Origin of the sequence: Pectobacterium hainanensis (genome assembly GCF_046237015.1) — a bacterium.
Taxonomy (GTDB): domain Bacteria; phylum Pseudomonadota; class Gammaproteobacteria; order Enterobacterales; family Enterobacteriaceae; genus JBJYIN01.
The window spans coordinates 78,786-98,624 of sequence record NZ_JBJYIN010000011.1 but is presented as its reverse complement, the minus strand read 5'-3'; the positions used below and the strand labels follow the sequence as shown (position 1 = coordinate 98,624).

Genomic DNA, 19,839 nt, shown 5'->3' with positions numbered 1-19,839 from the left:
AACAGCAAAATTGCAACATCAGAAATAGAAAAAATTCACATACAGATGAGAAAACGGGGGGATAAAGCAGGGATACAAGCGCAGATAGGGGGCAACGTAATCAGATGACATCGGCGTAATAAATCACACACCGCCATTTCAGCAACCACTGAAATTACATTCAAAATAATCGAACAATTTAATCAATAAGCTCCATTTTTCCTTCAAAGCATATCGGCGTAGTATTCACTTCATCGAAAGGCAATGACCTTTCACTCCGAATAAAACTGAATAGGAAACATCACATGAAAAACGTAAAATTCTTCGCCGCTGCTACCGTTCTCGCCACGTTGTCTTTTGGTGCTTCTGCCGCTGATTATGTCACGACACAACAGGCACAGAACCTCGATAAAGCCGGTGTGGTAACAGCTACAGCACTTGACCTGAGTTCCCTGAAAGCTGAACTGGCCGCGAAGGCAGAAAAAGCAGGTGCCAAAGCCTACACGATTACCTCCGCAACGGGTAACAACACACTGCGTGGCACCGCGGTTATTTACAACTGATAGCTATCAAAAAGATAATCAAAAAATTAAACTGACTTTACGTACTTTTACGTAAAGTCAGTTTTTTTATGGATCACGTCTCCCGCCTAAATCTGTACAAAATGCCCATGAGAGACTTCCCGATAACGCCGTGTCGGACAGTTAAAATCAGGTGGTCTCACTGGACTACGGAGTTCATCGTGAACCATCGCACGTACAGGTCTGGAATCAGGATCGGGAACGGGCACCGCAGCAATCAGACGACGGGTATATTCATGTTGTGGATTATCAAAAATCGCCGAGCGTGGGCCGATCTCCACGATTTCGCCGAGGTACATCACCGCCACGCGGTGGCTAATCCGTTCAACGACAGCCATATCATGAGAAATAAACAAAAAAGAGAGATTCAGCTTTTGCTGTAAATCCAGCATCAGATTAATAACCTGTGCTTTCACCGACACATCCAACGCAGAAACCGATTCATCAGCAATAATAATTTTGGGCTCCAGCGCCAATGCTCTGGCAATACACACGCGCTGACGTTGCCCGCCGGAAAACTGATGCGGGAAACGCTCCGCCATCCACGCGGGCAGCCCCACCTGTTCAAGTAAAGCATGAACCTGAGATTTCACCGTTTTAGCATTCGACAACCCGTGGAACAACATGGGCTCGGCAATCGCCTCCCCCACTCGCATTCTGGGGTTCAGACTTTCATACGGATCCTGAAATACCATCTGGATCTGACGGCGACGCTCGGACAGCTCCTGCTTATCCGCCGTAAGGATATCCCGCCCTTGCACAAGAATTTCACCACTGGTTGCTTCAGCCAACCGGATAATCGACCGTCCGGTCGTCGATTTTCCGCAGCCCGATTCCCCCACCAGAGAAAGCGTTTCACCTGACCACAAATCAAAAGAGACGTTTTCTACCGCGTGTACTCGCCCGGACAAGCGCCGGAAAAACCCCGAACGAATATCGAATCGGGTCACCAGATTTTTCACTTCCAGTATCGGCGCATCACCAGAAATCGTATTGACCGTTTCCGCCGCTGGCTGGAGCGAGCCAGTTTGGAGATCAACCAGTGGAAAACGCTGTGGCCAGTCGGTGCCGGACATCGACCCTAATTTAGGAACAGCCGAAAGCAACATTCGGGTGTAGGGTCGCGTTGGATGATGAAAGATCTCTCTGGTGGTCGCATTTTCCACCATTTCACCTTGATACATCACCAGCGTGCGGTCGGAAACCTCCGCGACAACGCCCATATCATGAGTAATAAACAAGACCGACATCCCTTCTTCTTCCTGAAGGGTTTTAATCAACGCCAGAATTTGCGCCTGAATGGTGACATCCAGTGCCGTCGTCGGTTCATCAGCGATCAACAATTGCGGGTGACACGCTAATGCAATCGCAATGACCACACGCTGACGCATACCGCCGGAAAAACTTTGTGGATACTCATCCAACCGCGATTTCGCACCAGGAATACGGACCTTCTCCAACAAACGAACCGCTTCGGCTTTTGCTTCAACCTGATTCATTCCCCGGTGACGACGTAAAACCTCGGTAATCTGGTAGCCAATCGGCAATACCGGATTGAGGCTGGTCATCGGTTCCTGAAAAATCATCCCGATGCGATTACCTCGAATATCCTGCATCGCTCTGGACGACAAAGAGAGCAACTCAGTACCACCAAAATGAATTTCCCCGCTGACCTGACTCTGTCCCGGTGGCAATAGCCGCATAATGGACTTTGCCATCACGCTTTTACCCGACCCCGATTCGCCAACGACGGCGACGGTTTCTTTTTCACCAATGGTGAAAGACAGATCGCGCACCACATTCATCCACTCGCCATTCACCTGAAATGCGGTCGTCAGATGCGATACGGACATTATTGGCGACGTCATGTTTGACCCCTTCATTCCCATAGCGTTAATTCCTTGGGTTAAGGATATCGCGCAGCGAATCCCCAACCAGATTGATCGCAACAATCAGCAGCAGTAGCGTCAGCCCTGGAAAAAAGCTAATCCAGTAGTCACCCGACATCAGATACTCAAACCCATTGGAGATGAGCAACCCTAACGAAGGCTCCGTCACCGGCAGCCCAATTCCCAGAAAAGAAAGCGTCGCTTCCAGCATAATGGCGTACGCCATGCGCATCGTCGCCACGACAATGAGCGGTGCAAGGCAATTCGGTAAGATATGTCGAAACAGAATTCGGCGATTGGACATTGCCATACTACGCGCCGCATCCACATAGCTCCGCCGACGTTCAACCAGTGCCGACCCCCGAATCGTGCGTGCGTAATAGGCCCACTGCGTGACCACCAGCGCCAGAATAATTTTATCGACGCCCTGCCCGAGTACCGCTAACAGGATCAGCGCGATCAAAATAGGTGGGAAACTGAGTTGGATGTCGACGATACGCATAATGACCGCATCCGTCTTACCGCCGACATAGGCGCTGATCAGCCCCAGCGACGCACCGATCAATAGGGCAAATACCGCACTGGAGAAGCCCACCATCAGGCTGATTCGAGTGCCATATAAAATCGCGCTGAACAAGTCGCGCCCCTGATCGTCCGTACCCAGCAGATATGTCATCCCACCCATGCTGCTGGATCCCGGTGCCAATCGGCCATCCATGATATCTAACTGCATCAGATCATAAGGATTTTGCGGCGAAATCAGCGGCGCAAAAACGGCCAGCAGGACAAAAATACCCAGAATGATCAGGCCGCAAAACGCACCACGATCGTTGACCAATGCCAGAAAAACCTTAACCAACGCCGATTGGGTATTTTCCTGCCCTACCGTGCGCTGATGTACCGTATTCGCAGACATCAGTTATTCCCCCCTAGCCGGACACGTGGATCGACGACCACATACAGCAGATCAACAAGCAGATTGATGACGCTGAACATCACCACGGTAATCATCAGATACGCCAGAATCACCGGCCTATCCAGCACCGCTATCGAATCAATAATGAGTTTGCCCATACCAGGCCAGGCGTAAATGGTTTCCGTTACCACCGCAAACGCGATGAGCGACCCTAACTCCAAACCGATCACCGTAATCAGTGGAATCAATGTGTTACGCAACACATGAACCAGTACGATACGCGTTTCCGACAGCCCTTTCGCGCGAGCAAACTGCACATAATCCTGTTGCAGACACTCCATAACGCCTGCTCGCATCAGACGGATAATGAGCGAAATTTTAAACAGCGCCAGGTTAAATGCCGGAAGTAACAGGTGCTCAAGGCCATCTTTCGTCAAAAAACTGAAGGGGATACCGAACAACGTGCCCGTATCGCCACGCCCCGACGCAGGCAACAGGCCAAGCTTCACGCTGAACAGCATAATCATTACCAGACCGATCCAGAACGTCGGTAAACTAAAGCCGAGTATGGAAAATGTCATAATCGACTTGGAGACAGCGCTATCGGGTCGCAGGCCAGCATAAATACCTAACGGCATCCCCACCACCAGCGCAATAAGAAACGCCGTCATCGCCAGCTCAAGCGTGGCGGGCATTCGCTGAAAAATCAGGGTCAGCGCCGGCTGATTGAAAATAAAGGATTTCCCCATATCGCCATGCAATGCATTCCACACAAATAACCCGTACTGTTCCCAGACCGGTTTATCCAACCCGAAAGACTGAATCACCGCTAGCCGTTCCGCTGGCGTGGCCGTCGCCCCCAACAGCATATCTACCGGGTTACCAACCATATAGACCCCGACAAATACCAGTATCGACATGACGATTAACGTCAACATCGTCTGTCCGATTCGGCTTAGCAGGAAGGCAATCATCAGCGCTCCTCAGAGTCATAGCGACTCAGGTAGTCAGCAAGCAGGGACAGGAATCCCTGCTCATCAATGTGTCTCATGACCAAAGCATTTGCCGATCTCTCCAGCTTGTCGTAAAAATCAGCAAAAACGTAGCCAGACGTTTTACCTGAAACCTCGGCCTCCACGTAGGCGGAGGCGCTCGTGAACAATTCAGGTCGGAGTAGCCATGCAATCACCGTGGCATCATGAATCGGACCACCTTCACGCCCAAGGCGAGCAACATCATTGCGATCGAAGGTGTGCAACAACGCGGCTAGTGCACGCCCCGGCGCACCGCCACCGCGTTCGATAGCGTCGATCTGATCGGGTTGAATCAGAGCCTGAAACGTCATATCCAGCGGCATGATCACGACGGGCACACCTGAAGCGAAAACCGTCTGCGCCGCATGGGGATCGGCATAAACATTGAAATCAGCCCATGGAACACGGTTACCCATCGCGGTAAATGCGCCGCTCATCGTGACAATTCGTTTAATGCCTCGCGCAACGTCGGGATGGTGGCAAAGAGCCAGCGCCAGATTCGTCATCGGCCCCAGAGAACACACCGTGATGGGATTATTGTCTGCCGCGGCCTGCCGCGCCATCCGTACCAGAAAATCAACGGCATGTTCCTGCTGTGGACGCAGCGAGGTATCCGGCACCAATTCCGCCGAAAACGCACCGATATGCGCGTACTTACCCAATACCTGATCGCGTACCAGTGGCTGTTGCGCACCGCCAAAAATCGGCACATCGGTTCTGCCCGTTAGCGCTACCACTTTGCAGGCATTCTCGAGCGTAGCTTCAAGCGGAACATTGCCCGCCACGACGGTGATCCCCAGAATATCCAGCTCCGATGCCGCCATCGCCAGCCAGATAGCGATAGCATCATCCACGCCGGGATCGGTATCAATAATGATACGCTGTCGGTTGGTATCAGGATGTTTGTTCATAACGGCTCAGTAAATCAGAAAATAATTCGAAAACTCGCTCAGCATCAACGCGAGTAACGATATCAACATTCGGTTGCCGATCGGTTTTTCCATACCAGTCGGCAACGGTTTGCCCCATGCAAAGCTCGCTATCATGCTCAACATAGACCCGCGCTTTTTCCGTTTTAAAACACTCCGGTGCCAATACCCAGGCAATCACCAGCGGATCGTGTAACGGCCCGCCACGGGAACCATAACGGCGAATATCATTGCGATCCCAAAACGCCATCATGTCTCCCAGTGGCGCGGAAATTCGGCCGGACCGCTTGATAAACTGGGCCACACGCTCTGGCGTCAGGATCACCTGATGAGTCGCATCCAGCGGTAAAGCAACTAGGGAAAGAGAGGAAGAGAACACCACATGTGCCGCATGCGGATCGGCCAGCATATTAAATTCCGATGTCAGACTACGATTACCCGGCTCCCGGTACGCGCCACCCATCATCACGATACGTGCGATACCGGCCGCAATGGATGGCTTCATGGAGAGCGCCGTTGCCACATTGGTTAATGGCCCCAAGGTACATAACGTAATGGGATGACCATTCGCCGCAGCCTGTTCACACTGTTCAATAATGAAACTCACAGCATGCTGCGACTCGGCCTGCTTCTGGGGCTCAGGTAAGATCGTGTTCCCCAGTCCGCTTTCTCCATGAAACTGCCCATGAATCGGGGTTCGCAACAAAGGGCGATGGCAACCGGCATAGACAGGAATATCCGTCCGTTTTCCCAGTTCGGTAATTTGCAACGCATTACGCAACGTCCGCGTCAGTGGCTGGTTACCAAACACGGTACAAATACCGCGAATATCTAATTCAGGTGCCACAAACGCACTCAATAGCGCAATGGCATCATCAATACCTGGGTCGCAATCAATAATGATGGGTACCGCTTTCATTCTGCACTCATTCCTTTTTTCTTCTGCACGTTACCCGGTGCTATAGCGAACCAACCGATGCCAGGACAGCAGCAATATCTTTACGAGCCTGCTCGTCCAGCGGTTGTTGCGGCGGCAGTGGATCACCGACTTCAAATCCCTGTAGCTGCAAGGCCGCTTTGATGCAGCCCGCGATAGAATAACGAGCAAAAATCTCATTGATACGCCATAGCGGACGCTGTAATTCCATCGCTTTCTCCCAGTCACCGGCTTTGGCCGCTTCGTACAGGGCGATACTTTGTTTCGGCACAATACACGCCGGACCCGCCATCCAGCCGACACCGCCAATCAGCATGACGCAGGCTGGGATATGGGCCGATGCGGAGAAGACCTCCATCCGACCGCGAGTGCGCTCAATAATCGATAGCAACCGCCCGGTATTAGTCGAAGCATCTTTGATATAGCGAATATTTTCGACATGGCTCAGACGCTCAATGACGGGTAGGCTTAAGTCGGAACGCTGGAATTGCGGATTGGTATACAGCACAACGGGCTTACCCTGAGCCGCTTCGGCAATCGCCCGAAAATACTGTTCAACGCCTTCATCTTTCAGGGGGAAATACGCTTCCAATACGGCCAGAATGCCGTCGGCACCCAGTTCGATGTAGCGTTTTGTTTGCTCAACCGCATCACGGATCGTGGTAGAAGCCACACCGGCGATCACAGGAACGCGACCTTTGGCCGTCTCAATGACCGTTTTAACTACATCTTCGCGCTGTGCGGAAGAAAGGTAAGCAAACTCACCGGTACTGCCCAATGGCACCAGCCCATGCACACCACACTGTATGAGGTGCTCAGAAAGTTGAGCCAATACCGGACGGTCAACCTGACCATCTGATTTAACCGGTGAAACCAGGTAGGGAAAAACCCCGCTAAATGAATTCACGCCGTTCTCCTTTTATCGAATAATCAATTCATTACTGGCTTAATCACTATTGGCGATCCAATAGTGCTTGAGGGATGGACAACGCCTTATTGTTTTAATAAGGCATCATGTTTTAAACAGCGTGATGTTTTAAACCACGTAATGTTTTAAACAACGTAAGGCGTTGGCCTCTGACAGACGAGGCGAACCTGCCAGTCATTTCATTAACGAAATGACTGGAGGAAAACATCGCGCTACCTGCGTTCAGAAAGATGGAGCGTAGATTTATTTCACTGAGCGGACAAAATACGGCAGCGTATAGGCATCAGAACGACCCACGTAGGTATACTGCTTTTTCATCGCCCAGGTATTGGACAGGAACATCACCGGAATCACACCCAGATCGTTCATACTGATATTCATTGCCTCAGCCAGCAACGCTTCACGCTTGGTATCATCCAGCGTAGAACGCGCCTCATTCAGCGTTTTATCAAAAGCAGGATTCGCATAGCGACCACGATTCCCCTGCCCTGCATTGGGCCCAAAGGTTTCTAACAATGGCCCCAACACACCAGAAGCTTCCCCGGTTTCAATCGCTGCGCCCCCCATGATTAAACTGAACTCAAGGCGTGAGGCGCGCGAAAAATAGACACTGCCCGGCATCGTCACCACATCGGTTTTAATACCCACGCGGGTAAACATCTGACCAATGGCCTGAGCAATTTTAGAATCATTAGGATAACGGTCGTTCGACGCGTGGAAGGTCAGCGTGAAGCCGTTGGGGTAACCCGCTGCCGCCAGTTCCTGCTTGGCTTTCTCCGGATTATAAACCGGCGCAGGAATGGAAGCGGAATAGCCTGGGTACCCCTTCGGTACAAGCTGAGAGGCGACAACAGCCTGCCCCTCCATCACACGGTCGACGATTGCCTGACGATTAATCGCTAAAGACATCGCCTGGCGTACTTCTTTTTTTAGTAATGGGTTTTTACCATCAGGACCTTTGGCGAACGGTGATTCATCTCGCTGCTGGTCCATGTGAAGGTAAATAACACGATTCCCTGGTGTTGAAATCGTTTTTAACTGCTGATTTTTTTCAATATTACTGCTGTCGGCTGTTGGAACGTTTTCAATCATGTCCACATCACCGGATAATACGGCTGCTACTCGTGCACTACTGTTTTTAAATACACGGACAGTAACGTTGTCCCACTCTGCTTTTCCTCCCCAGTAATCATCGTTACGTGCAAGGACTACCCGGTCGTCCGGCACCCAGGAAACAAATTTGAATGGCCCTGTACCAATCACATCTTTTCCTGAATTCAACGTTTCCGTTGGGACGTTCTCAAGTCGGGCCGGTAGAATCGAAATCCGACTTAAGTTATTCAGCAGCAGCGGCGACGCCTCTTTTGTCTTAATCCGCACCGTTAGTGGATTAACTTCTGTTACTTCAGCAATGTCGCTGACGTAAGGTGCGTAAGAGCTAGGGCTGTTTTTCGATGCCAGCGCAACACGCTTAATGCTGGCAATCACATCTTTAGCCGTAAAATCACTGCCGTCGTGAAACTTGACGCCAGGACGCAATACAAATTCCCACGTCTTGTCGTCAATCACTTTCCAACTGGTTGCCAGGGCAGGTGCAATCTGCTGTTTTTCATCCTGTACAACCAAACCATCAAAAATATTACGTGCCATTGCGCTATTTGCGCCCCCCACATAAAACTGAGGGTCCATTGACGTTGTGGATGACGCCAAACCAATATTTAAGTCGGCGCTATAAACCAAAGGTGACGATGAAAATAAAACGGTAAATAATAAAGCCAGTGTTGATTTTTTCATTCACTAAACCCTCTATTCCATGACTGATTTATGAAGTGTATTAAGTATTATGATTTTGAGTCTATGCGTTAGATTGAATAATTAAAAATTGCATTTTGTGTTAAATTGATAACCAAATGTTATGTATTGGAGTGAACGATATGCGTATCAATCCCCGTCAGGTTGAAGCGTTTCATAAAGTCATCCTCACTGGTGGCATTACGGCCGCCGCCAACATGATGTATATCACCCAACCTGCGGTAAGTCGGCTCATCCGGGATTTCGAAGAAGCATTGAATCTAACGCTGTTTGACAGAGACGGACGTGGCCTGATTCCACGTGCCGAAGCGATGAAACTTTATCGGGAAGTCGAACGCCTTTATCTTGGGTTGGACCAGATCGCACTGATTGCCGATGAAATTCGCCACGCCAAAGGCAGCGTGCTGCGCATTGCTGCCGTCCCTGCGTTGTCATTCCTTTGTTCAAACGAAATGCTGCCTTCTTTAATCTCGCGCTACCCTGATATTTCCCTATTTCTGGATATCGAAAGCACAACCCACATCACTAGTGCCATTACAGCAAACCAATACGACGTCGGTTTCATTTTTGGTCAGGTGGGTAGCAAAGGTCTTGAAGCAGAACCCTTGGCGGAAGCCAGCGCTGTCGCGGTTTTATCCATGACTCACCCGCTTTCGGAAGCCGAAGAGATTACCATCGCCGACTTAATCCACCATCGTGCTATTTTGCCAGGAAGAAAAACGCCGCTGCGGGCACAAATAGATCATTTGAGCCGAAAAGAACTGGGCTACCTGCCAAACCCGATTGAAACATCAATGGCAAACTGCTGTGTGCTGGCGGCTAAAAATGTCGGCATTGGCGTGGTAGATTTCATTACCGCGCTAAATAGCGCTTCTCCTATTGTGGTCAAACCGTTTAGGCCCGATATAAAAATCGTTTATTGTGCCGTGTTTCCACCACAAATTCCTCGCAGCCAATTGATGAATCACATAACACAAATGATGAAAGCACAAATAAAAGATTGTCTGGCGTTAAAATAATGACCTTATATTTCTTGTTTTATAGCAAGATTAATTTTTTAAATGCTTTTATCAGAAAAGTATTTCCAATAATGTCATTTAGAAAATAATAAATAGCAGGCAAATCATTAAATACGAAAAAATAGCCACGACCTGTGGCTATTGAGTTCTCAAACATTCAGCACAAATTTCTCAATCGCATAAGCGACACCATCTTCCTGATTGGTTTTCGTCACAAATTGGCTGACCGCTTTGACGGCCTCAGTAGCATTACCCATCGCTACACCTAACCCGGCATACTCCAGCATTGCCACATCATTTTCCTGGTCGCCCAGCGTCATGACACTTTCGCGTGGAATGCCGAGGTGCTCCGCCAACATCTTCACGCCTTCACCTTTGTTGACGCGCTTATCCAGAATTTCCAGATAGTATTCAGCACTCTTCATGATGGTGTAGCGTTCGAAAGCTTCAGGAGGAATCTGGCGGATGGCGCGATCCAGTATCTCTGGCTCATCAATCATCATCACTTTCGGGAACGTCAGGCTGCGATCCATTTCTTCAACCGCACGATACTTCAACGGCATCCCGGTCAGGTGAGATTCGTGAATGGTATAAGGACTAATGTCTTTGTTGGCGGTATAGACGAAATTGAAGTCCAGCGCGTGAAAATGGACGCCCAATTTGCAGGCCAACCCTTCAAAATAGAGATAATCGTCGAAGCTGAGCGCGGTTTGCGCCACACAATCGCCATTGATCGTACGCTGCACCAACGCGCCGTTATTGGTAACGCAGTAACAGCCTTCCTGCTGCAAGTCCAATTCCTTCAGGTAACGTTCAACGCCAATGTAAGGACGGCCAGTTGCCAACACGACCTGCACGCCTTTCTCTCTGGCAGCGGCAATCGCGGCTTTTACCGCAGGTGAAATTTGGTTTTGGGGCGTCAGCAACGTCCCGTCCATATCAATTGCGATCAGTTTTATAGACATAATTTTCTCAGCATCAATTATCTGTTTTCATGCTAACGCGATTCAGTGATGAAGTCGCCAGTGAAATACGGCAGAGTGACAGGCGTATGACGGCACAACGTAAAAAGCCGTGCAGTTAAGCACGGCTCGAACATATTTTGCCATCGCCGTTATAACTCGGCACCGTTGCTGGCGATCACCTTCTTATACCAGTCAAAGCTCTTTTTCTTCGAGCGCTTGAAGGTGCCGGTGCCATCGTCATGTTTATCCACGTAGATAAAACCATAGCGTTTGTTGTACTGACCCGTGGTGAACGACACACAGTCGATGCAGCCCCACGGGGTATAACCCATCAGCTCCACGCCGTCTTCCACGACAGCTTTCTTCATCTGATCGATATGCGCCTTGAGGTATTCTATGCGGTAATCGTCGTTAATGTTGCCGTCGGCTTCCACTTTGTCTACCGCACCAAAACCGTTTTCGACGATGAACATCGGTTTCTGATAACGCTCGTAGAAACTGTTCAGCGTATAGCGCAGGCCAACCGGGTCGATCTGCCAACCCCATTCCGACGCCTTCACATGCGGATTTTTCACGCCGCCGTCAAAGCCCGTAATCGCATCTTCTGTTTTCTGGCCTTTTGCCGCCAACTGCACCGCGCTGCTCATGTAGTAGCTGAAGCCCAGATAATCTGTGCAACCTTCGCGCAGCGTCTGTTCATCTTCCGGCTGCATAGCAATCTGATAGCCTTTGCACGCCCACTCTTTCAGGATGTAGGACGGATAATAACCACGCAGTTGTACATCCCCAAACAGGTGGCGTTCGCGCATCGCTTCCTGGGCAAACATCACGTCATCCGGATGGCATGACCACGGATAGATCGGCACCAGCGCCAGCATGCAGCCAATTTTGAAGTTCGGGTTAATCTCATGTCCCAGCTTCACCACTTTTGCACTGGCGACAAACTGGTGGTGTAGCGTTTGGTACATCGCCTGCTCCGGCTTGTCGTGATCGGTAAAAACCACGCCGGAACAGCAGTAGCCAAACAACGGGTACTGCCAGTTACGTTGATTGTTGATCTCATTGAAGGTCATCCAGTATTTCACTTTGGACTGATAACGCTTCATGACCACTTCGCTATAGCGAACAAAGAAATCCACCACTTTACGGTTCAGCCAGCCGCCGTACTGCTTAACCAGATGATGCGGCATCTCGAAGTGGGACAGCGTAATCACTGGCTCGATGTTGTACTTCAGCAGCTCATCGAACAGGTCGTCATAGAATTGCAGCCCCGCTTCATTCGGCTCCAGCTCATCGCCATTGGGGAAAATACGCGTCCAGGCAATCGAGGTGCGGAAGCATTTGAAGCCCATTTCGGCAAACAGGGCGATATCCTGTTTATAGTGGGAATAGAACTCCACCGCCTGATGATTAGGGTAACTGACACCAGGCTGTACGCCATCGGTCATCACACGGTCAACGCCATGAGCGCCGCCGGACAGGACATCACAAATGCTGATGCCTTTGCCGCCTTGATCCCAACCACCTTCAACCTGATGCGCCGCTACCGCGCCACCCCACAGAAAGTCTTTCGGTAATTGTTCTACAGACATGCTATTTCCTTCTCGTTAATTCAGATGATGGGCTCGGTTTATCGCAACAGAAACCGTGTTCAGCCGCCTCTCTTCGCAGTTTCGACCACATTTCCTGACAGCTTGCCACATCTATTTTTTCTCATTCAAACAACATAGCTCTGAATATGCAACCGGTTTCATTTGGGCGTGAGTAATATTTGAACGCGATCATAAATAGGAACGGTTTTTGATAAAACGGCGGTGTTTATTGCCTCATAGTGATAAAAACGATGATTTTCTCTTTATAATCGCCGCTGCGTTTTATGTTAACGCTACGGTCAGTAGCCACTTTTTAGGAAGAAAGAATGATAACCATGCTGGATGTTGCCAAAAGAGCTGGCGTCTCAAAAGCAACCGTATCTCGCGTGTTGACAGGGAATAACTACGTCAGTCAAACCACTAAAGACCGGGTTTTCGCAGCCATTGAGGAAATGGGATACCGACCCAACTTATTGGCGCGCCAACTCGCCACCAATAAATCGCAAAGTATTGGTCTGGTTATTACTAATACGTTATACAACGGTCCGTATTTCAATGAGTTACTCTTTCAGGCCGCAACGATGACAGAACAGCATGGTCGTCAGCTTATTCTTGCCGATGGCAAGCACAGCGCGGCAGAAGAGCAACAGGCCATTGAGTTTTTATTCGATTTACGCTGCGATGCGGTCGTCATCTATCCGCGTTTTTTATCCATTGAGGCGTTGGAAGACATCATCGAACAGCACGAACAACCCATTATGGTGGTCAACCGCAAACTGGCCCAGCATGAAGAAAACGGCATCTGCGCCGATCACCAACAACACTGTTTCGATGCGGTTAACTATCTGATAGATCAGGGGCACCGTGATATCGCCTTTATCCTCGGCGCATCAGATTCCCCCACGGGCGAAAGCCGCCGATTAGGTTACCAACAGGCTCTCGAAAAACGAGGTATCCCTCTTAACGATCGGCTGCTGGTCAGTGGTAACTGGACGCCAGAAAGTGGCTATGCTGCGGTGAAAACACTGCATCAGCGCGGCGCTAAGTTTAGCGCACTGGTCGCCAGCAATGACGATATGGCCATCGGCGCGGCAAAAGCCTTTCGCGAGCAAGGACTCACCATTCCAGACGACATTTCCTTACTGGGGTTTGACGACCTACCGATGGCATCCTGGTTCCATCCACCACTCACGACGGTACATGTCCCGGTAGCAGAGATGATTAAACGCACGCTGGAAAAACTGCTCTGTATGCTGGAAGGGAAAATCGCCGCTCCCTCTGCCAAATTCGAGGGATCTTTGATTATTCGAGAATCCGTAGGCAAAGGGCCAACTGCGCGATAGCCCTCTCTTTTCCCTTATTTTTCAGTACGTCCCGCCATCGGTTCATTGCCTATCCCACCTCATCCGTTAACGGTTAATGTTACGGATGTGGTGCGGTTCGGTTTTTTTTGTAAACAAGTTAAAGCCATCGTGTTTTATGGCCGATGATATCGATGTGATTTGCATCACAAAAAAATGATGCAGATCACATAAAGGAATTACCAATAATGCTGAAGGACACAGTAACGGGTTGATTTTTACTTCAACAAAGTGCCTTACCGGCGCTTGTCTCTCAGGGGATATACGCATATGTCCAATACATTATTTCCGGTTGAACACCACGCTCCAACGACGACGTCGACACATTCACGCTCTCCAGTAAAAAGAAAACTCAGCACCCGCATGCTGATGTTATCAACAGGCATCGTGACTATCGCTCTGGGTTTCGCTCTGACGATTGGCCTATTGATTTGGCAGTCCAGCCAGCAGCAAAAAGCCATTGCTCAGCAATATCTGGAACAAACCGCTTATACCAACAGCTACCTGATCCAACAGAAGTTGGACCTGGCCCTTTCCGCCGCCCGCAATCTGGTCCAAGGCGTCATTAGCTTACAGCAAGCCGATAATGCGGACCGCCATACAGCAGAAACGCTGCTGAAAAATGCGCTAAAAAGTCATCCTGATTTTCTCTCCATGTCGCTGGCATGGGAGCCCAATGCCTTTGATGGGAAAGACCAAGACTACGCAGGACAACCCGATCAGGATCCAAAAGGGCGCTTTGTTCGCTATGTTGATCGCGATAATGCCGGGAATGTCGCCCTGCATAATTTAGTTGATTACGAAACGCCCGGCAGCGGTGATTACTATCTGTTGCCTAAAAAATTACAAAAAGAGGTGGTACTGGAACCCTACCGCTATCCCTACAACGGCGTTGAAGTCTTACTCACATCGATTGCTGTCCCAATCATGATCGACAACAAATTTTATGGTTCAGTCACAGCAGATTTCGCCTTAGATACGCTGCAACAACTGACAAATCGAATTAAACCCTATCAAGGTACGGGTTACGCGCAATTGCTCTCGCACACGGGTGCCTACATTTCCCACCCTGACTCAACCCGGATCACCAAAAAAATCGAGAATGACCCAACGTTGCTGGAACATGTCACTACTGGCACCGCCTATCAGATCGAACGTGATAATCCGGTGTTAAATACGCCAGCGTTCAACATTTACGTACCGGTCACCATTGGAAATACGGGTACACCCTGGATGCTCGGCCTGTCCGCTCCGGTCAATATCGTGATGGCTGAAACGGCACACCAACGTAATCTCGCGCTACTGTTGATGGCGCTCAGCATCATGATTGTCTCCGGTATCCTGGGCATTATTTTTACTCGAAAAGTAGTACGTCCGATTGGGGGAGAACCCGCACAGGCAGCAAGTATTGCGCTATCGGTCGCACAAGGTGATTTAACCAATACCATTCCCGTACAGGCTAATGATCAAAGCAGTATTTTTTACGCCATGCACACCATGCAGACTCAACTAAAAGATATTGCGAATCAGTTGATTAGCACGAGTGAATCCGTTAGTCATGGTGCAACGGAGATCACGGCTGGCAATACCGATCTGGCATCACGCACCGAGCAACAGGCGGCCGCGTTAGAAGAGACAGCAGCCAGCATGGAACAAATCACGTCAACCGTAAAACAGAACGCAGACAATGCACACAACGCAACACGTCTGGCCCAAAACGCCGAGCAAATTGCCCAAAAAGGTGATGAGATTGTTGGGCAGGTTGTCCATATCATGGGAGAAATTGACGACAGTTCGAGGAAAATAGCCGACATAACCAGCATTATCAGTGGCATTGCCTTTCAGACCAATATTCTGGCGCTGAATGCGGCCGTGGAAGCGGCACGGGCTGGTGAACAGGGACGAGGATTTGCTGTCGTTGCCAATGAAGTACGCAACCTTGCCCAGCGCAGTGCCGATGCGGTGAAAGAGATTACCGGACTGATTACCGAATCCGCCAGTCGGGTCGATAATGGCGTAACGCTGGTACAAAGCGCCGGTACGACAATGCAGGAAATGCTGAAAGCGGTCACATCGGTAAAAGATATTATGGATGAAATTGTTTCCGCATCCGACGAACAGTCGCGCGGAATCAGTCAGGTCACACAGGCTGTTCACGAAATGGACGGCGTCACCCAGCAAAACGCCGCATTGGTGCAAGAAGCGTCAGCAGCAGCAGCCTCACTGGAAGCGCAGGCCAAACAACTGGCACAGACCGTGCTGGTATTCAGGCTCTCATAACCACCGTTCTTCGCCAGCAAAATAACGTACAGACCGGAAACGGCCTGTACGTTATTCCCAGCATGGGCAACAATCCTCGAACGAATGCGACGTTGGTTTCAGTTCCGGGCTGTTCTTTTCATCAAAATTTCCAATCGTCAGCGCAATGGTGGGTTCATCATCAATCGCCCCCAGCGTGCTACCGCAATGCTTATTAGTATTGCCGCTCTATATCCGCTCCCCGTACCGGTATTGATTCCTCTCTTTACGATTGCAGGATTTATGTCCGGTATAGTTGTACCATCGCGTGACATGCTGGTACGAGCAGCCTCACCGGTAGGTGCTGAGGGCCGTGTTTTCGGTATTGTTTTCACCGGTTTTAGTATCGGCGGTGCGGCAGGTCCGATGTTATCGGGTTGGCTACTCTACCTCGCTTATCCAAAGGCTATTTTCTGGTCAGTCGTGATTTTCATGCTAATTGCCGCGCTCATTACCTTATGGCAAGGATCACGAAGGACCAAACAACGCACCATTATCCAATTCTAATCCCCCGACTGACGTCAAAAATAGGTGGAGAATATGACGCGCTATTCTCCACTTCATTGTCCTAATATACACAGCCCCATCTCGGCAAATTAAAATGCATTATTTCTTTTTTCTATAAGAATTTCTTAATAATTGACCAGTCTCAATTAAAAATGACTTATTTCGACACGAGTCACAGAAAAAAAACCAATACGCAAATAATATTAAAATGCTGTTTTACATTTTAATATATTGCACCCTAAATAATTTAAGTTTCAGGACAAAAACAGAAAAGTGTTTTTGAACGGTGCCAGCGTTGACCCCAAAGGGTGGGCACATGCAAGTGTGTCGAGTATCACAGCCAACGTACAGGCAACTTGAAATATGACGGGTATATCTGGGGGAAAAATGAAAAGAACAAGCATAATGTTTATCGGTATGATTCTCGCAGGCAATGCTTATGCCGATATCAGCATTGAAGGTTTTAACGATGGCATTCATCACTACCAGAATAAAAACGGAAAAGACTACCCTCGTTACAAAGAGAGCGAGACAGTAAAGATCGCTGATAATTTACTGTTATATCAAAAGAATGTTGGTGGCTGGGTTGAAAACCAGGATCCACTTAGAATATTAAGCGACGAAGAAGTCAATAAAATCGCCGCAGGAAAAAGTGACCTGAGAATATCGTTTGATAATCGAAACACCTACACCCAAGTAATTTATTTAGCCTATGCATATCAAGAAACTGGGGATAAACGCTATGCTGATGCCGCTTTAAAAGGCTTACGCTATACGTTAAATCAACAATATAAAATATGCGGAGGCTGGCCACATACTATTCCCCCCAAACCAGCAACAAAGAATGAAAATACCAATTATCATCGCTATATTACCAACGCAGACGATATAACATCCGGCATTCTAACCATGTTGCGTCGCGTGATTAATGAACCAAAAACGTTTGATTTTGTTGATGAGCACACCAAAACGGTTGCCGAGAAAGCCATTCAGTCTGGCGATGAATGCCTGTTACGTACTCAACTTGTTCAAAATGGCGTTAAAACCGGATGGGCAGGACAATATGATCCTGAATCCTTAGAGCCAAAAGGTGGGCGTTCTTATGAGCTGACATCTATTTTGACGCAGGAAACCATTGGTGTTTTGGAATATTTAATGTCCATTCCGAACCCCTCACCTGAAATCATTAATAGCGTGAATAGCGCCGTCACCTGGCTAAAAAAATCAGCCATACCCGGTATCAGAATAGAAAAATTCCAGGCAGAAAAAGAGCAGTACCAATGGCACTCCAGTGACTGGGATAGACGTCTGGTGAAAGATCCGGCAGCTCCACCGATGTGGGCTCGTTTTTATGATATCAATGACAACAGTGTCATTCTGGCCAACCGTGACGGGAATCGTGTTGATAGCTACGATAAAATAGCACGTGAACGCAGAACAGGTTATAGCTGGTACGGCACATGGCCAACAAAATTGCTGGATACAACCTACCCTAAGTGGTTAAAGAAAAACAGCAAATAACACGCCGTCTATTTCGAGTGGCTTGTGCGTAATCTGCAGCACGAATTATTGAGGCGCTTAACCAATCAATATTAATAAGCCGGCATCCCACCACGTGGCATGCTGGCTTAACGTCATCGGCAAGACGAAAAAATCAGCTATCGATATTCATCGTCTTCAGGGCATTTTCTTCAATAAACGCCCGACGTAGTTCAACCGCATCCCCCATTAGCGTGGTAAATAACGGATCCGATCTAAAAAATATAAGCGTATGCTAAGCTCGTGACGCATAAGATTAAGAGCAGACGCATTTTCCTCCCCTCTCATGAGTAATTTGATGAAGATACACATTCCATTATTGGCGCAAATCTCCTCAGCCCATCTGGTAAGTCACCTCCATATGATGGTGCTACCCGCGCTCATTCCACTGCTGTCAGCCCAGCGCGATATCAGCTTTGTTGAACTTGGATTCGCACTCAGCGTATTCAACATTGTCTCCGCCTGCGTGCAGACGCCAATTGGTTTTATGGTGGACCGCATCGGCGCACGTCGCACGTTAACCACGGGTTTAACACTCGGGAGCCTCTGTTTTCTTTCGTTAGGATTTTCAGAAAGTTACACGTGGCTAGTCGTTGCGATGGGGCTCGCTGGCGTGGCGAACGCGGTTTATCATCCGGCAGACTATGCCTTACTATCACGCGGAATTGATGAAAAACGCATGGGTCGCGCTTTCTCTATGCATACCTTCTCCGGCTTTCTGGGTACGGCCATTGCCCCTGGGGTTTTACTGTCCGTTGCCGCCTTTTCTGGCATCAACAGTGCATTCATCGTTTCTGGTATCATTGGCTTACTGACGATCCCACTACTGATGACTAACCGTGATGAACCCAGTCGGGTAAAACCCGCGGCGGCAACGAACACCCAGCCGGACAAACCGCGCACACCTGTTTTCACGTTGCCGATTTTAGCGCTGCTGATTTTGTTCCTGCTGCTGAATTTAAGTACGGGTTCGATCCAGAACTTCTCGGTGACGGCGTTAGTCACGGGCTACGATTTGTCGCTGTCACAGGCTAACGTGGCGCTAACTGCGTTTCTGTTCGCCAGCGCTTTTGGCGTATTGGCAGGCGGTTCACTGGCGGATAAAACCCAACGTCACGGGCTGGTGGCGACGGCAGCGCTGGCTATCACTGCCGTACTGGTCAGTATCGTTGCTATGTACGCCTTACCTACCGTCGCGCTCGTACCGTTGCTGGCTACCGCAGGCTTCCTCTCCGGTATGATCGCACCGTCTCGGGATATGTTGGTACGTGCCGCCTCACCACCGGGAGCGGAAGGGCGGGTGTTTGGTATTGTTTCCACTGGCTTTAATCTGGGCGGGGCCGCAGGGCCGGTACTGTTCGGCTGGATGCTGGATCACGGTCATCCTCATGCCATTTTCTGGTCTGCCGTTGTCTTTATGCTGATCACCGCATTCATCACGCTGCTACAGGAAATGCGCAGCGCCAAACGGCGTGCATTAGCCTGATAAAACGTTTTTCCACGTCGCTCTCGACGGCCCAAAGGGTGGCGGCAGAAAGCTCGCCACAAAAAAA

General features: G+C 49.4%; 16 protein-coding genes and 2 pseudogenes. 7 read left to right on the top strand and 11 right to left on the bottom strand.

Annotation, left to right across the window (positions count from 1 at the left end):
• Positions 1 to 284: 284 nt before the first annotated feature.
• Complete coding sequence (gene bhsA / locus ACKPVM_RS12820) at positions 285 to 542, top strand: multiple stress resistance protein BhsA (protein WP_409309468.1); 258 nt, start codon at positions 285 to 287, stop codon at positions 540 to 542.
• Positions 543 to 628: 86 nt separating this feature from the next.
• Here bhsA and ACKPVM_RS12815 read toward each other — a convergent pair whose 3' ends face one another.
• From ACKPVM_RS12815 to ACKPVM_RS12785, 7 genes are all read right to left on the bottom strand, one after another.
• Entirely contained in the window at positions 629 to 2,428 is a 1,800-nt protein-coding gene (locus tag ACKPVM_RS12815; protein ID WP_409309466.1) for an ABC transporter ATP-binding protein, read from the bottom strand.
• A gap of 25 nt (positions 2,429 to 2,453) precedes the next feature.
• The gene (locus tag ACKPVM_RS12810; protein ID WP_409309465.1) at positions 2,454 to 3,365 is read right to left on the bottom strand and encodes an ABC transporter permease; all 912 of its coding nucleotides are present in this window, start codon (positions 3,363 to 3,365) and stop codon (positions 2,454 to 2,456) included.
• Positions 3,365 to 4,339 carry an ABC transporter permease gene (locus tag ACKPVM_RS12805; protein WP_409309463.1) on the bottom strand — a complete coding sequence of 325 codons (975 nt, stop codon included), beginning with the start codon at positions 4,337 to 4,339 and terminating at the stop codon, positions 3,365 to 3,367. Before ACKPVM_RS12805 ends, ACKPVM_RS12810 begins: the two co-directional genes overlap by 1 nt.
• Positions 4,339 to 5,310 carry a nucleoside hydrolase gene (locus ACKPVM_RS12800; RefSeq protein WP_409309461.1) on the bottom strand — a complete coding sequence of 324 codons (972 nt, stop codon included), beginning with the start codon at positions 5,308 to 5,310 and terminating at the stop codon, positions 4,339 to 4,341. Before ACKPVM_RS12800 ends, ACKPVM_RS12805 begins: the two co-directional genes overlap by 1 nt.
• A complete protein-coding gene (locus ACKPVM_RS12795; RefSeq protein WP_409309460.1) occupies positions 5,294 to 6,247 on the bottom strand; it encodes a nucleoside hydrolase in 954 nt (317 codons plus the stop codon). The genes ACKPVM_RS12800 and ACKPVM_RS12795 overlap by 17 nt, the downstream gene beginning before the upstream one ends.
• 40 nt (positions 6,248 to 6,287) lie before the next feature.
• The gene (locus tag ACKPVM_RS12790; RefSeq protein ID WP_409309458.1) at positions 6,288 to 7,172 is read right to left on the bottom strand and encodes a dihydrodipicolinate synthase family protein; all 885 of its coding nucleotides are present in this window, start codon (positions 7,170 to 7,172) and stop codon (positions 6,288 to 6,290) included.
• A gap of 264 nt (positions 7,173 to 7,436) precedes the next feature.
• Positions 7,437 to 8,987, bottom strand: coding sequence for an ABC transporter substrate-binding protein (locus ACKPVM_RS12785; protein WP_409309456.1), 1,551 nt, complete (start codon positions 8,985 to 8,987; stop codon positions 7,437 to 7,439).
• A gap of 140 nt (positions 8,988 to 9,127) precedes the next feature.
• Here ACKPVM_RS12785 and ACKPVM_RS12780 point away from each other — a divergent pair, with 140 nt between their 5' ends.
• Positions 9,128 to 10,024 carry a LysR substrate-binding domain-containing protein gene (locus ACKPVM_RS12780; protein ID WP_409309454.1) on the top strand — a complete coding sequence of 299 codons (897 nt, stop codon included), beginning with the start codon at positions 9,128 to 9,130 and terminating at the stop codon, positions 10,022 to 10,024.
• A 149-nt stretch (positions 10,025 to 10,173) separates the two neighbouring features.
• Here the strand turns inward: ACKPVM_RS12780 and yidA are convergent, their stop codons facing one another.
• Positions 10,174 to 10,989 carry a sugar-phosphatase gene (yidA, locus tag ACKPVM_RS12775; RefSeq protein ID WP_409309453.1) on the bottom strand — a complete coding sequence of 272 codons (816 nt, stop codon included), beginning with the start codon at positions 10,987 to 10,989 and terminating at the stop codon, positions 10,174 to 10,176.
• Between the two features lie 149 nt (positions 10,990 to 11,138).
• A complete protein-coding gene (locus ACKPVM_RS12770; RefSeq protein WP_409309451.1) occupies positions 11,139 to 12,581 on the bottom strand; it encodes a 6-phospho-beta-glucosidase in 1,443 nt (480 codons plus the stop codon).
• A gap of 326 nt (positions 12,582 to 12,907) precedes the next feature.
• Between ACKPVM_RS12770 and ACKPVM_RS12765 the strand changes: the two genes are divergently transcribed.
• Both ACKPVM_RS12765 and ACKPVM_RS12760 read left to right on the top strand, forming a co-directional pair.
• Positions 12,908 to 13,924, top strand: coding sequence for a LacI family DNA-binding transcriptional regulator (locus ACKPVM_RS12765; RefSeq protein WP_409309450.1), 1,017 nt, complete (start codon positions 12,908 to 12,910; stop codon positions 13,922 to 13,924).
• 288 nt (positions 13,925 to 14,212) lie between these two features.
• Complete coding sequence (locus ACKPVM_RS12760; RefSeq protein ID WP_498044281.1) at positions 14,213 to 16,222, top strand: methyl-accepting chemotaxis protein; 2,010 nt, start codon at positions 14,213 to 14,215, stop codon at positions 16,220 to 16,222.
• Positions 16,223 to 16,273: 51 nt separating this feature from the next.
• Here ACKPVM_RS12760 and ACKPVM_RS12755 read toward each other — a convergent pair.
• A pseudogene (locus ACKPVM_RS12755) lies at positions 16,274 to 16,411 on the bottom strand (GFA family protein); the annotation flags it as partial.
• On the opposite strand from ACKPVM_RS12755, the gene ACKPVM_RS12750 reads away from it, so the two are divergent.
• Entirely contained in the window at positions 16,409 to 16,747 is a 339-nt protein-coding gene (locus ACKPVM_RS12750; protein ID WP_409309567.1) for an MFS transporter, read from the top strand. The pseudogene ACKPVM_RS12755 and the gene ACKPVM_RS12750 sit on opposite strands and share 3 nt — an antisense overlap.
• A gap of 387 nt (positions 16,748 to 17,134) precedes the next feature.
• The gene (gene pelA, locus ACKPVM_RS12745; protein ID WP_409309449.1) at positions 17,135 to 18,268 is read left to right on the top strand and encodes a pectate lyase; all 1,134 of its coding nucleotides are present in this window, start codon (positions 17,135 to 17,137) and stop codon (positions 18,266 to 18,268) included.
• Between the two features lie 133 nt (positions 18,269 to 18,401).
• Here pelA and ACKPVM_RS12740 read toward each other — a convergent pair.
• Positions 18,402 to 18,500, bottom strand: a pseudogene (locus tag ACKPVM_RS12740) (DNA gyrase subunit B family protein); the annotation flags it as partial.
• An 84-nt stretch (positions 18,501 to 18,584) separates the two neighbouring features.
• Between ACKPVM_RS12740 and ACKPVM_RS12735 the strand changes: the two are divergent.
• Positions 18,585 to 19,772 carry an MFS transporter gene (locus tag ACKPVM_RS12735; RefSeq protein ID WP_409309447.1) on the top strand — a complete coding sequence of 396 codons (1,188 nt, stop codon included), beginning with the start codon at positions 18,585 to 18,587 and terminating at the stop codon, positions 19,770 to 19,772.
• Positions 19,773 to 19,839: the final 67 nt, after the last annotated feature.